Raw genomic sequence first — 13,765 nt, forward strand, 5'->3', positions numbered from 1 at the left:
TGGGAGCGCCACACCTCCCTTATATGGGCTCTATTCCTCGTGCGCTATCGATCCGTTCAGCTACCCGGTAAGCCGCTTCCAACTCCGAACAGCCATTCTCCTGCATCAGTGTCCAGCGTTCGGCTTTTTCCTCGGGCTCTGTCATGGCCAAAGCGAGGTAAAGACTGGGTGGCACGGCTCGAAACAGCGTCTCGAGCTTTTTCGACAGCACCACTCCCTCGGTGTATTTCCCCGGCTCTTTGCTGGCGGAGAGCAACAGGGCTTTCTGCGCAGGTGAAAGCTTCTTGAACCGTGCGATTTCTTCGATTTCCGCGGGCGGCATATTCAAACAAATCCACCATTCGATCATGTTGAGCATGGTCTGCGCAGCCGTGGGAAAATCAGCAAGGTTCTGCGTCGCCAGCCAGAACCAAGCGCCGAGCTTGCGCCACATCTTCGTCCCCTTGACCACGAACGGCGCCAGCAACGGGTTCTTGGTGATGATATGACCCTCGTCGGTGACCATGATGATCGGTCGGCCCAGGTACTGGTCGCGCTCGGCGAGGTTGTTCACGGTGTTCATCAAGCTGATGTAGCTGATGGACATCTGTGCCTCGTAGCCTTCGCGCGCGTAAGTGGCAAGGTCGACAATGGTCACATCGCTCTCGGGCCAAGGCGTGCCTTCGCGATCGAACAGTTCACCCTCGAAACCCTGGCAAAATAGGTCGATGGACTCGCCCATTTCCTGGGCACGCTCGCGACGTTTCTCCGGCAAGTGCGGGTCGGCGGCGATGCCCAGCAAGGCGTCGCGTACGTCGCGGGTCAGTACCTGGCGACCCGCCGCGACGCAGGTCTGCGCCGCATCGAGAATGCACTCGCGGATCAAGCTGCGATCGGCTCGACTCATGCGCGCCTCTTCTTTGGCCTCGCCGCCGGTGATCATCAGGCGGGCAGTGATTTCCAGTTCGCCGAGAACATCGCGCTGGTCTTCGTGACTGGTTACCACCTCATCGTCCAGCTCATCGATCGACAGACTCGCCACCTGATCCGGCTGCTCGACCAGGCGCCAAGCATCGGCGAACGGGGCGAGACAGACCGAGGCGCCAGGTTTCAATTGGATCTTGTTGACCGACAGGCCCTGTGTCGCGAAGTAGTCTCCCTGCAAGCCGAATGAGTTGCCGGCCTCTACGATAAACAGGCGAGGGCGGTACACGGCCATGACCTGCATCAGTAGGGTGACCAAGGTCGCCGACTTCCCGGCACCGGTGGGGCCGAACAACAGCAGATGACCGTTCATGGCCCGATCCAGGCGTGACAATGGGTCGAAGCTCAATGGCGAGCCGCCGCGGTTGAACAGGGTGATGCCCGGGTGGCCGGTGCCGGTGCTGCGGCCCCAGACCGGAACCAGGTTCGCTAGGTGCTGGGCGAACATCAGGCGGGTGTACCAGTTACGCGTGTCGCGGGCCGGGTTGTAAGCCATCGGTAACCAACGCAGGTAGCTGTTGCAGGCGGCGACCTCATCGCCTTCACTTACCGGTTGCAGCCCCGCGCCCAACAGCGCGTTGGCCAGGCTGACCGAGCGCTGGTGCAATTGCTGTTCATCGTGACCGCGTACGTAGAACGCCAGGGTTCCTCGGTACAGCTTGTGCTGGCGGCCGATGATCGCGCGAGCCTCTTCGACATCCTGACGAGTCTGGGTCGAGGCCAGGTTTTCACCGATGGCTTTGCGAGCTAGGCGGTTCAACTGATCCTCGAGTACATCCTGTGGTTTGACCATTAAGGTCAGACTCGTCACCGTACCTTCGGGTAACTGGTCGAACAGCGCATTCACCGCGTCACCCTTGCGGGTTTCGCCGGTGAGTTGACCAATCGATGGTGCCCGCCGCAGTTTGTCCACCACTATCACCCGGTGGGGTTGATCGTCGAAAAACCAGAGTCCGTGCTGCACATCCGAACGCGGTTCGTTGAAGAACAGCCGCTCGGCAAAGTCATGATCGAAGGGCAGATCCAGCGACTCACCGTCACCCGACTCCGGATAGGCCACGCGGCGGTAGAAATTTTCGGGCGCTTCATCAGTGAGCCTGGGGGCCGGATTGAACCAGGGCAATAACCAGGCATACAGACCTCGGCCATCGACTCGCGTTGAGTGCACCCCGCACGCCTGCAACGAAGCACGGATACGTTCGCAAGCCTGTTGCAGGGATTGCACCGGGGTGAGTCCCGTCTCCTCAGCGTCAGATTCAAGCCAGCGATAGACCACCAGACGCACCCGTCGGTTATTGCCGCGCCAGGGCAGGCGCGTCACCACCTGATCCTCAAACAGACCACCGGGCTTGGCGATGGCCTTCAGATGACGGCGGCTGAGCTGCAAATACGCCTCGGTGAAGACCGTACCTCGCGCGCTGTTCTGAATATAATCGGTGAGCTGGGTCAGGTAGGGTGTGAAGTCGTTGTCGTCTTGACAGAAAAACTGCGCCACCCAAGGCGCTTGATCCAGCTCGTCAAAGCTATCTTGCAGGGCGTCTTCGAGGGCGTCGCGGACCGCCATCAGCCAATCGGGTTCGCGCCCTTCGGTGCCGATGGGCAGCAACTCGAACACCGCACCCACCGAGCGATTGTCATCCAGTAGAAAACACTGCTCAGTGTCGAGGTATTCGACCCAAGGCAGGTAATCGGTGAAGCTGGGGTTGTGCGCATAGAGTGCGGCCTCATCGGCCAAGGTCGCGCGAGGGCGCAATGGATTGCGCCAGCCTTTCCACGTGGGAGTGCGATTGCCCGAATCGCCGCTACGCACTACAGGTCTTCCTGACGTTCACCAGGTAATGCGTACTGCACACGTTGGTAGAACGGAAAGACGGTCGAGTAACCTGGGATCGGTGCCTGCTCGGTACCACTCAGATGCGGATACACGTATAGCACCAGATCGGGATTGGGCAAGCGAGGGAACAGGTTGCGGATCTCGTTCGCCGCTGTGCGAGTGTACGGTTCCTGGAGAGAAAAGGAGAAATCTGCTTGAGCCAACGGGCGGCGTAACTGCTGCCGAGCATCCAGCAGTTGCTGCTGAGTGCCTTGCGAACCGGCGCCGTTCCAGATGTCCAGCATGGTTTGCTCTCCATGGGGCAGAAGCGTCTCCTTGTCGGTGGAGCACCCCGCCAGGACCCAGCAGAACACGCTAATCCAGGTCAGGCAGGGAGGCATGGTCTTTTTCATGGCGAACGCTCCGGCCCTTGGGCTCGTAGTCGATGGTGATCTCATGGTCGAGGTGCAGCGCGACTTGTGCTGCCGGTGGCACGTACACGGCAGCAAAGGCTTCGCCATACAGCTTGTTGACCCACTCGCGGATGTCGCTGACCCCGCCGCTGAGAATTGAATTCAGCGCGCTGTTGCCACTGCTACTGGTGACCCCGAGGGTACTGCCGCCTGAACTGATCACGCTGCTGTTGTTCCGCTCATCCCCGAGCAGGGCGGCGACACCGGCGCCGGCGGCAGTGATCAGGCTCTGGCTGCCGAGGTATTGCTGAGCGTTCGAGCGGCGCTCGCCAGCGATGCAAGGAATGCCATACGGATCGGACAGGTAACCGAGTCCGCCGCGGATCTTGTCGGTGTTTGAGCTCTGGGTGGTGGAGGCAGTGCGGCTGGCTACTGCTTTCGGCTGAGGTACCGTGCGGATGGTGCCATCGGTAAACACAAAGGTGATTGACTCGACCTGTCCACGTACGCAAGACAGGGTCCAGTCACCGGACGCGGTGCCGCTCATTACGGCACCCGCGACGTCTGGCAGGTCGATGCCGTTGGCGGTCAGGTTCTCAGGGCCGACCAGCACTTTGAAGGGATAGGGATCATTCACAGTGCCGTCCACCGGGACGCGGCCGATCAGCGCGGTCATGGCGACTGAGCCCATCAATGTCGCGTTTTCGGGGATGGTGTAGACCGGCTTCGCCCCTTCGGTTCGGTCAACGGATCGCGTCAGGTCACGCTCACCCTTGGTGACTGCACGTAGCTGTTTCTGGCTGCGATCAATAGGATTGTCTTTCAAGCCTTCCAGTGAGTTGAAGGCGGTAGGCAGACTCAATGCGAGGGAGGAGGTCTTGGTTTTGCCTCGGGTGTCGGTGCCCGAAGCATCCGAGGGTTCAATCCACTGCAGCGCATCATTGGCAGGATGCTGTCCGTCAAACTGAGCACCGTCGCCAGGCTCGAGCCCCAATCCGATTGGCATATCCTTGCCTTTGCCGGTCAGCCCCGACAACTGATCCTGCAATTGCGTGAGCAGGCCGCGAGCCTGACGACTGTCTTGTTCCGCTTTGAGTCGGGCCTCGTTGGCTTGGCGGCGGCCTTCGTCGACCTGCTGGGTCACACTGCCAAGCGCGGTCTGGATACGCGAATCGACACTGTTTTCCCGCTCGCGTAGGCGGTTGTTTTCCGTCTGCAGTGAGTCATTGTGTTTCTTCAAACCGAGCATGTCGCTGCGCATGGCCTTCACCTGGCCGACCAGGGTGGCGACCGTGTCGCGTGGGGTATCGCCCGCAATGCCGAGCGACTTGGCTTGCTCGGCGGATAATTGAATATTGCCCTGATCAACTGGGTGCTCTGGAGAAGGTGTGCTGCCACCCGGGACCCAGGTTTTCAGGATGATCAGTACCACGCCCAGCAGCGCAGCCGGTACCAGCCATTTGAGCAAGGCGTTAGCTTTCATCGTCAGCACCTCGCGCAACGGGCGGTAGCAGCACGGCTTGCTCGAGGCCGGCACCGCGGGTGACAAGGTAGGCGATCGTGGTGTCTTCAGCGCTGCCGACAGGCCCGAGGAAAGCATGCTGGAAGGCCGCGGCGAACAGCTTGGCCTGAAGTCGACGTGGATCGAGTTGCACCGTCTCTGAACCACGATTGCGCAATTTCACCGCCGTCACCCAGTAATCACCGAGTCGCCAGACGGCGATGGGTGTGCTGGACACGTTTTCGGTCGGCAGCAGGGTCGGCAGTTCGGTACGCAGCTTGAGCGGGACGCGGCGTACACCGGGCAGGGACTCCACGGTGCGCAGCGGCGCGTACAGGCTTTGCGCGGCGTAGCGCGTCAAAGCGACCGGGATCGGTGTGCGTTCTGGAACAGGGACGGTGCTAGATTCAGCCTCGGTAGCTTGCCCCTGAGCATTCTTGAGAATACGTACGGGCTCCAGCGGTTGATCGCCGGGAGTGGCCGCGATATCCAGGAGGATGATCTCGCCCGTCGTGACCGATTGCAGCTGCAGTCGGGTCATTGGATCGCTCCCGCATGACCACGCTGTGCACTCGATGAGGCAGGATGCCGACTCGACGGGCCTCGATCTTGAAGGTCACCCGCGCGTTGTCTTCGCTGTCCTCCCACTCATCTCGTATCGTGCGGCCCTCGACCAGCACACGCATACCTTTCTGGTACAGCGTGCTCCAGTGTTCAGCCTCGCGGTGCCAGAGCTCAACCGGCGCCCAATAGCCGCCTCGATCTTCGTAGCCGCCCTCGCGTGGCACGGGGTTGTCGAAGTACACATTCAGCCGTAGCAAACGCCGTGGCTCGTCATTGCCTGAGGCGAATTCCTGGAACTCTGGCGCACTGCCGATGTTGCCTTCGCCGACGAAAAAAGTACTCATCGTGATATCTCCGCTGCGGTTGTGAACTGGCGCAGCAGCCGTTCGGCACTGGCCATTTTGATCGCGCAGGTCGAGGCCTGGCGGTAAAGCGAATGCACCACGCTCATCTGCAGGTTCAGTGCAATACGGTTGCATTCGAAACGGTGCAACCCCTCGCGTACGGCCTGCGGTTGGGTCTTGTTGCGGACCTGGCGTTCCCAGACCGCAACCCCCATGCGGGCGAAGTCACGGGTTCGCCAACGCAAAAAGGTGCTGCCCGCGCTGGTGTTCTGCAGCACCAATCGAATATCCAGCAGTGAGTACGGGGGCTGTCCGGCTTGCTGCACAACAGCTTCCATCAGGTGACATAACTGCGCCTCGATTTCCCTCGCCACCTGCGCCAGGTGGTCCAACTCCCCCTTACCCTTAAAAGGTTTTAAAAGGCCTTTTAGGGAGGCAGCGTGTTCGAGCTGTCGATAGGCATCCGGTGTTAACGCTTCGAAGGGCATTGGTTGAGCCGGGATCATGAGATTCATGCTTCGTCCTCCGGCTCATCCACCGTCGCAGATGGCTCTCTCGCTTCCTCTGCCAATGCGTCCGCGTCATCCACTGCCACAGCACCACGACGAATGATCGGTGGCGCGAACTGGGAGCGGCGATGACCCTCAAGAATGTCCATGGGGGGCAAACCCATCTTCTCGATGGCCGCCAGAGCACGGGCATTGTTCGCTGCCATGTCATCACGGGTGACGCCAGAATGCCGATAGCGCTGCGCCTGGCCGAACAGGCTGCGCAGCAGATGGGCGCCGTCATCGATCCAGGCTTCCATGTCGACGCGGCCGATCAAGGCTGTGTGATGGGCCAATAGGGTACGACGCACCAGGGTGTCGTAGTCGGTCAGCAGGTAGACCGCCAGAAAACCCAGCTGGCTGCCGATGTACAACGGCAAGGTGACGGGGTGGATGTTGAGGTTGTCGCCCATGTCGATCTGTGTCGGCAGGTCCTGTCTGATCCGATCCAGCTGTTGGGTCAGTTCCAGCATCCCAGCCTTGGCCTGCATCAGTTTTTCTTCGAGTTGTACGATGGCCCAGTCGGCATAGGGATCGTCCTGAGCCGCGGTTTGTTTGATCAGGTTGGTGACACTGATGTAGCCGGCCATGCCCATGATCGAGTGAACGCCTTCGCGTGCGGTCCGCCCTTGCCAGATACGGGCGGCGTGGTGAGTGTGCAGGGTCAGGGTGATGCTGCTGCGCAATGAACCCAGGTTGAGTTGGTAATGATCGGCCACGGCGTTGTCCTCGCATTCGCTTGGACGGAAACGTTGCGGCAGATGAGGGTCAAGGACAGCCAAAAAACTGAATGCGGTCTGTTCGGTTTGGTTTAAGAGGGCTAATTATGGAGACGTCAGTAGATTTGATGCCACCGGCATCAAATCTACTGACGTCTACGTTCATCGAAAGAGATGTCCCGGCTTTTCCCTAAGAGTTTCATAGTTTGGTCCGATGTGTTCGTAGAGTGGAACACCATGGATTTGATGCCACTGGCATCAAATCTACTGAGGTCCACCGCGTTTGCCACGCAGTTGGCGCAGCTCATTCAGGCACGCTTGTGCGAGGGCAGACGCGGGTTCGCCCTGTTGTCGAGATGGCCGCGAGGGAGCGGGTGGAGGTGATTCTGCAATGGGTGAAGGTTCGGCCTGACCTGCCCAAGGACGAAAGTCACCTTTCAGTGCGCGCTGGATCAGGCCCATCAGATACGCCGCTGGCTTGCGGATTCCACCGGCCGCACAACGTGCTCCCGCTTCGTTGAGCACCGCCTGCCGATCCGCTGGTTTGAGTTTGTTCAGCGCCACGGCGACGGCCTGACGCTCGCTTGGGCTCAGGTGCAGCGCAGCGGGCCAGTGCAGGTTATCCACCGCTGCGGTCGCGCGCGGTACTGTACAAATACTTTCTTTTAATACAGTACAGGCGGCGTTCGGATTCCGAACGGTGTCTGAAACATTGACGTTCAGGCCCGGTTCGGAATCCGAACGAGGGCCTGCACGATTCCGAACGCGGTGATCTTCCTCCCGTTCGGAATCGTGGAAGGCATCAACGGCTGGCTGATCCAATCCTTGCTGCGTCCAGTGTTCGCCCCAGCTGTCGAGCCGCGTCGGTAACCGATCACGATCGATATTCGTGTCCTGGCGGACTTCCTCCACAACGTGCTGAGCGACAATACGCACCGCCTTCGTCGCATGACCGAGGGCATGCCCGACCAGCGCCAGGTAATCCTGATCCAGTTCCATGGCTTCGGCGGGGGTTAACGGCTCATCGTGCAGAACATACAGAAAACCTTGAAGACGTCCGCTGAGCTGATCGCGTCCGCGACTCACCAAACTGAGCCAGCGCGTCAACCTGAGCATCGTCAACACCCGAGCAATGGTTTCACGGGAGGCTGACGCACCGTAGGGCACGCTCGACAGGTAAGGCTGCAAATCCTCATAGCGCGGCGTGACCACGCCCTGGCCTTGCAGCATGAGTCGAAACACCTGCCAGGCATTGCGTTCCAACGGCGTCAACCGACTATCCAACAGCAGCCGACGTGGCACGACTTCGTGAGATTGGCCACTGAATAGAAAGCCAGCTTGCAGGGCCTGGTTGGAGGGTTGTTCAGTGGTAGGGCGTACGGGCCAGCGTTCACTCAGATGCTGGGTGCATTGCTGCAGGACACGCTGCCAACGACTGGAAGGGGCTGTGTTCATGTGCCGTTGCTGTACTGGTCGATTTGTTGCCAGACGATGGTCAAGCTGACTTGTTGCTCCTCCGCCAGCATCATCATGGCGTCGAGCTGGTCCTCGGTACTGTCCTGAGCGCGTAGTTGGCACCAACGCTGCCAGAGCGCATGCTCCTGCGCCTCGCTCAAATTCTGAGGGCGACCTTTTCGGGTTTCTATCTTGAGCAGACGTCGACGCAGGGCGGTTTCCGAATGCGCCAAGCCAAAGCATTGGTACATGATGGTGCTGCTGGCGCCGAGCTTGAGCGCGCGGTTGATCAAGCGCTCGTTCTGCTCGTCACGTTCGGCTTGCTCGATCAACCGATGCAGCACCGGCGAGTCAATCTTGATCTCAACCCAGGGGATGGTTGCATGGGCCAGGCGCGACAACGTAGTGGGCGGTAAGGATTGCAACAGGTAGATGTCGTCCTCACCCAGTCCGAGTGCCTTGCAGCGCTGCAGGTTACCCTGGCGCAGCTCATGCAGTATCTGGGTCAGCATGGCCTGGTTGAGCACATTGAAGGACAGGTTCATGGCAGCTCCTTCGGTGAGCTATCTTCAGGGGGAATCGTTAAGTCGATCAGACGCCGGGCCAGGCGGATCAGGCGATACAGTTTGATTAACAGCCTGTCGGGCAGCCGCTCCAGTCCCACGTCCACGGCGGGACGATTTGTGAGCGGGAGTTGATAGATCCCCAGCAACAATTGGCCGAACAGCGCTGACGGCAGTTGCTTACGATCTTCCCAGTTGACGTCGTCTTGAGCGCGCAGCAGGGCCATGAGCAGTAGGTGAACGCCGGTTGCGTGAGGCGCTGCAAGATCAACTCGCTCGATGTTCAGGGCGAAGCCCAAGCCAAGCGGCTGACCGATGATGCTCTCGGGGTATCCGGCATAGGCCGCCATTTCTCGCGCCAGTCCGGCAATGGCTAAACGCAGTTGTTCGGGTGTATCCAGCGTTGGTGTGATCGTCCAGAGGTCGTCGATTGGGCAGGTTTCGACTGGAGACGTCGCTTTGGTGGCTATCTCGCGATCGATTTGCTCACGAATCTGTTGAACGCGTGATCGAGGATTGACCGCTGGTGAAACATTTGTTTCGGGTTCTGCGAGCAGTTCTTCTGAAACTGACTCTATCCTGCTCTCGACCTGGGTTGATTGTGATTCAGTGTCGGAGGAGGGCGGTTCTGCCGCGGCTTCATGTTCGCTTGGCGAATAGATGTTCTCTGAGGGCCTGGTAGTGACAGCCCCAGGCGTGGATACGACCCGTTGGGTATCGCTCAGCTCCAGGGCCAGCATACGGTAGGACTGTCCGAGCAAGCGGCTCATGCGTTCGAGTAATTCATCCTGGATCTTCTCAAGATCAAAGGATTCAGGATCGCAATCGAAGTAACCCATGGATTCCAGCCAGAACTCTGCAAATGCAACTGTGGCAGTTGGATAACGGTTCCAGATTCGCTCAGCCTGACTACGTAGACCGATCAGACGCTCTATCTGAGGCTTACCCAACCCGGCATACAGAGTTTGTGGAATGGCGGGTAATAAGTGTTCGAGGGTGTCCAGCATCCGGCTGATGTGCGACTGTGAAATCGGATAGCCCCCAGCGGCAAGACGTCGAGCCAGCTCCCGTTGTGAGAGCTGTGGGCCATCCGATTCAAGCATGGTTTTGAGTTTGGCTACCGCCAGAGCCCGTTCGATGAACGTGAGTTGGCCGTGCAGATCGCTTTCCGCCAAATGGCCGAGTAGGGCGTTGGTTTCATTGCTCCAAGGTCGGAACAGGCAGTGAATCCGAAAGAAACGCTCGTCGCGAGTTTCCTGCCACAGCTCGCCGAGAATCGCCAAGCGCGTATTACCGCCGTTGCGGATGATGAAATAGGTTTCTCCCGGGCGACGGGTAATCGGCGGTGGTTGATCCAGCCCGCGTTCACGGATCGAAGCCTTGATATCGTCATACAGCGGATTACGAATGAATCGAGGGTTGTGTTCGTAGGGCCGCAACTGCTCCAGAGTGACCAGCATAGGCGTGTCAGTAAGTGGATCGGATAGCCGCTCCAGTTCTGGACCTCGAGGGAAGTGGTCCTGGTGCAGCTTGTCGGTGATCTGCGCCTGACTGAGCTTCTTCATCGGAACAACCTCAGTTAACGCCGGTTACGCAAATGGTCACCGACCTCGAACTTGACGATCTTGGCAGTCCCCGAACCTTCGAAATGTCTGGAAAGCTCTGCGAGGAGCCAACCCATGGCCGAGCGTCCACCCTGCAGGCGAAAGACGACAGTGCAGTATTCATCGCCAGATGGGTGGTGTGGTCGAGTGAATGGTGGAGCGATGATGGGAAGTTGATCCAACATCAGAAGACTCCTTGCCAAACGCTGTTGGCTATAAGGTCGAGCAAACACAATGATTGGGCGAGAAGTGCCGGCATGGTGAATGGTGTCATTTAACCTCCGTGCACCTGCCCACCCTAGAAATCGCTTCGCGCCATTCCGGAAACAACTCGATGGCCAGCGCTTGCATGGTTTCCATCGCGGATGGCGAGCGTCGTTCCCGTGACTGGCGTGTCTCGACTCGGTGGACCGGTAGGCCAAGGGAGGCGGCGTTGAGGTACGCCACTCGCTCCGGAATTGCGGTGTCTAGAACCGAGATGTTGTTAGCCCCTGCGAAGGTCTCGCGCAGGCCACGGATGATCATCCGGGTGTCCACTCGAATGGCATTCACCTGGTTCAGGAGCAGTCGTAAGGGTGGGGGTGGAATGCCCAGGTGGCGGAAAGGTTCGAGTTCGCTGAGTAGCTTCAAGGTGCCACGCTGCAGTTCGCGGGCGGCGAGCATTTCCGGGGTGATGGGAGAGAGGGCAAGGTCGGAGGCCAGGATGGCCATCTCCAGCAGCACGCTACGCGCACCTTGGGTGTCGATCAAAAGCAGGTCGTAACGGGCGCGGAAGTTGTCGAGCAGATTGCGTAGGCGTAATCGCCCGTCAGGGGCGTGCAGCAGCAAGGTACTCAGTCGACCTTGATCGTCGTTGGAGACGATCAGATCGAGCCCTGCAATCACTGTCCTGGAAATAATCTGGGCAGGCATAGCTAGGTTGAGTGCGATGAACTCGTACGCACCGACATCAGCCTTCTGGCTCAAGGCGTAATAGCTGGAGAGGGTGGGTTGGCTATCCAGATCCAGTAGCAGGACGCGTAGGCCTGCGTCAGCCAGTAGGCCGCCGAGATTGGCGGCTACTGTGGTTTTGCCCACCCCGCCTTTGGTGGAAACCACCGATACCACACGCATGGCATCAGGCCTGTTTGCCTAAGCGTTCAACGACCCACTGCTCGATTTCTAGCGAGTCCCAACCGACTGCCCGCAATCCAATGCGTTTAGCCTGAGGGAATTTACCTTCCTTCATCAGGTTGTAGATGTGCGCGCGTTTGAAGCCGGTTTTTCGCTCCACCTCGTCACGTCGCATGATGTGGCGTTCTACCTGCAGTTGAGGTGCTTCAACGATGGGTAAGGATTGGCTGGACATGCTGGTCACTCCTGGCGCCGATTGGCGCGTGGTGGGAAGTGACCTGAATTGAATAGCAGAAGTGGGGGAGAGTCATTGCACTGCAATCAGAGGTATTGCAGTGCAATTGCTCCACTCAGATACCTTTTTTGAGTATGCGATTGGCTGCGGCGAACTTTGCATCCAGCGTGCGTTTGCTCAGGCCAGGATCGTCTTTGCGATGAGCTGAGATGGAATTGACGATGGAGGATTGACTATCAAATACTGAGTGCGGTTTACCTGATGGCGAGTGTCCTAAGATTAGTTCAAGCAACGCCCCTATGACTTTCAGGTAGCCGATTTCACTGCGGTCACTGAGTTTACTGTTGGACTTTAGTAACTGATGGATATTTTCTCTTTCCAACCCCATTGCCTCAAGCTCATCGAGTAGTTGTTGATAAGACGCTTCTATATTTTTTATCCGCAATTGCATTGCATCTCGGTCGGCTTGTAAGGCCAGATAGGTGCCAGGGCTGATAGCTCCTTGTTGGTTGAAGGACTGTTCGAAAAGAAAGCTTGGTCTTTGGTCAGGGTAGTAGCGCGCCATCCAAACTCTGAGGTCAGTATGGCGGATAGTTATCTGACTGCAATCGATGGGCGTGCCAATCGTGACCGACACGCCGAAGCAGCCATAGGCCAGGTCGCCATGGCGAATGGCATCTATAATTTTTTCGGTATTTGCCTGTAGGCACGGCCATTGGGGGAAGTATTTTGACAGGAGCGCAGGACTGTCCCAAGCCGATTCTAGTATTTGGGTTTCATGAGCCATGAGATTGCACCAGCGTATAGCTGCGTCAATGGGCCGATAAAAAATTTTTGCAAAAACGTTGTAGCTGTCGGGTTCATACATAGGAGCAGCCTCATATTCGAGGGAGCAGATCCGCTAACTACGTTTTTATGGCCTTTACTAGCTGGGCTTCCGTGCGGCAACTGTCCCTTGATTCGGTTTTATTTGTTGGTAAATCGATATCCTTTTTTTCGTGAGAGATCCGAGCATTAAGCACCTAATGCACTCTGGTTATCGAGTTCTTACGCTTGTTTCAATTGACGATTTAGACGCACAGCACCACGGTGCTTCTCCCAATAACCTATGCATCGCTAGACTTTGAAAGAGCTTATTCTGTGGTGCAGCAACTGACTTTGCTTATTCAGGAGTCGTGCTCCATCAGCCAGGTCATTGACATAGTGGGAGACTCCATCACTCAGTCGGTGAATGGTGATGATATTTTCGTTCACCGTTTCCGCGACAGTACTCTGCTCCTGAGCAGCCAAAGCAATGTGTTGGTTCATTTCATTGATGCCCTGAATGTTTTCGCTGATTCGCGTCAGGAACTCACCGACTTGCCGTGAGGTGCCCACCGCATCCTGCAGCGCATTCTGGCAACCCTCCATGGCTTCTCGTGCCTGATGCGCTGCGCCCTGTAACTGGGTGACAATATTTTCAATGACTTCGGTCGACTGGCGGGTTTTTAGCGCCAGGGCACGGACTTCGTCAGCGACCACGGCAAATCCTCGTCCTTGCTCACCGGCTCGTGCGGCTTCGATGGCGGCGTTCAGGGCGAGAAGGTTGGTCTGCTCGGCGATCCCGCGAATAGTGACCACCATCGCACCGATCCCCTCGCTGTCTCGCATCAAGTCACCCAGTTTCAGAGCGGTATGGGCTATCTGTGTCCCCAGGCGTTCGACCATTTGCTGGCTGGCGTCCATCATGGCGTTCCCTTCGCAGACATGGGCTGCCGACTCGCGTGTTTGTGCGCTAGTGCTCGAGGCGTGTCTGGCAACCTGGATGGCGGATCGAGCGAGTTGCTGCACGGAAGCGGCTACGGATTCGACCTGCTGAACCTGCTGGGCGGTAGCGTGCGAGGTGTGACCAGTTGTTATGTCCATTTCACCGGCATGCTGATCGAGAGCG

15 protein-coding genes are annotated in these 13,765 nt (G+C 58.2%); all 15 read right to left on the reverse strand.

Annotated elements, in window-relative coordinates:
• Positions 1-19: 19 nt before the first annotated feature.
• Entirely contained in the window at positions 20-2,773 is a 2,754-nt protein-coding gene (locus F8N62_RS00390) for a conjugative transfer ATPase (protein ID WP_150709204.1), read from the reverse strand.
• Positions 2,773-3,189 (reverse strand): TIGR03751 family conjugal transfer lipoprotein, encoded by a 417-nt coding sequence (locus tag F8N62_RS00395; protein ID WP_032903625.1) that lies wholly within the window; start codon positions 3,187-3,189, stop codon positions 2,773-2,775. Before F8N62_RS00395 ends, F8N62_RS00390 begins: the two co-directional genes overlap by 1 nt.
• Positions 3,152-4,672, reverse strand: coding sequence for a TIGR03752 family integrating conjugative element protein (locus F8N62_RS00400; RefSeq protein WP_020300908.1), 1,521 nt, complete (start codon positions 4,670-4,672; stop codon positions 3,152-3,154). The genes F8N62_RS00395 and F8N62_RS00400 overlap by 38 nt, the downstream gene beginning before the upstream one ends.
• Complete coding sequence (locus F8N62_RS00405; RefSeq protein ID WP_224791328.1) at positions 4,662-5,216, reverse strand: TIGR03749 family integrating conjugative element protein; 555 nt, start codon at positions 5,214-5,216, stop codon at positions 4,662-4,664. The genes F8N62_RS00400 and F8N62_RS00405 overlap by 11 nt, the downstream gene beginning before the upstream one ends.
• Entirely contained in the window at positions 5,098-5,598 is a 501-nt protein-coding gene (locus tag F8N62_RS00410; RefSeq protein ID WP_224791321.1) for a single-stranded DNA-binding protein, read from the reverse strand. The genes F8N62_RS00405 and F8N62_RS00410 overlap by 119 nt, the downstream gene beginning before the upstream one ends.
• Positions 5,595-6,113 carry a DUF3158 family protein gene (locus tag F8N62_RS00415; RefSeq protein ID WP_032903630.1) on the reverse strand — a complete coding sequence of 173 codons (519 nt, stop codon included), beginning with the start codon at positions 6,111-6,113 and terminating at the stop codon, positions 5,595-5,597. The genes F8N62_RS00410 and F8N62_RS00415 overlap by 4 nt, the downstream gene beginning before the upstream one ends.
• Positions 6,110-6,865: a PFL_4669 family integrating conjugative element protein gene (locus F8N62_RS00420; RefSeq protein ID WP_020300887.1), complete on the reverse strand. Its 756-nt coding sequence runs from the start codon at positions 6,863-6,865 to the stop codon at positions 6,110-6,112. Before F8N62_RS00420 ends, F8N62_RS00415 begins: the two co-directional genes overlap by 4 nt.
• A gap of 264 nt (positions 6,866-7,129) precedes the next feature.
• Entirely contained in the window at positions 7,130-8,320 is a 1,191-nt protein-coding gene (locus F8N62_RS00425; RefSeq protein WP_020300886.1) for an STY4528 family pathogenicity island replication protein, read from the reverse strand.
• The gene (locus F8N62_RS00430; protein ID WP_032903632.1) at positions 8,317-8,865 is read right to left on the reverse strand and encodes a DUF2857 domain-containing protein; all 549 of its coding nucleotides are present in this window, start codon (positions 8,863-8,865) and stop codon (positions 8,317-8,319) included. Before F8N62_RS00430 ends, F8N62_RS00425 begins: the two co-directional genes overlap by 4 nt.
• A complete protein-coding gene (locus tag F8N62_RS00435) occupies positions 8,862-10,448 on the reverse strand; it encodes a ParB family protein (protein WP_020300884.1) in 1,587 nt (528 codons plus the stop codon). The genes F8N62_RS00430 and F8N62_RS00435 overlap by 4 nt, the downstream gene beginning before the upstream one ends.
• Positions 10,449-10,462: 14 nt before the next feature.
• Positions 10,463-10,672, reverse strand: a complete 210-nt coding sequence (locus tag F8N62_RS00440; RefSeq protein ID WP_076964377.1) for a hypothetical protein — start codon at positions 10,670-10,672, stop codon at positions 10,463-10,465.
• Between the two features lie 85 nt (positions 10,673-10,757).
• Positions 10,758-11,600, reverse strand: coding sequence for a ParA family protein (locus F8N62_RS00445; RefSeq protein WP_020300883.1), 843 nt, complete (start codon positions 11,598-11,600; stop codon positions 10,758-10,760).
• Between the two features lie 4 nt (positions 11,601-11,604).
• Complete coding sequence (locus tag F8N62_RS00450) at positions 11,605-11,835, reverse strand: AlpA family transcriptional regulator (protein ID WP_020300882.1); 231 nt, start codon at positions 11,833-11,835, stop codon at positions 11,605-11,607.
• A gap of 115 nt (positions 11,836-11,950) precedes the next feature.
• The gene (locus F8N62_RS00455; protein WP_150709205.1) at positions 11,951-12,703 is read right to left on the reverse strand and encodes a hypothetical protein; all 753 of its coding nucleotides are present in this window, start codon (positions 12,701-12,703) and stop codon (positions 11,951-11,953) included.
• A gap of 248 nt (positions 12,704-12,951) precedes the next feature.
• Positions 12,952-13,740 (reverse strand): methyl-accepting chemotaxis protein, encoded by a 789-nt coding sequence (locus F8N62_RS32215; protein WP_371101270.1) that lies wholly within the window; start codon positions 13,738-13,740, stop codon positions 12,952-12,954.
• Positions 13,741-13,765 lie beyond the last annotated feature (25 nt).

The organism is Pseudomonas fluorescens (genome assembly GCF_902497785.1).
GTDB lineage: Bacteria > Pseudomonadota > Gammaproteobacteria > Pseudomonadales > Pseudomonadaceae > Aquipseudomonas > Aquipseudomonas fluorescens_BO.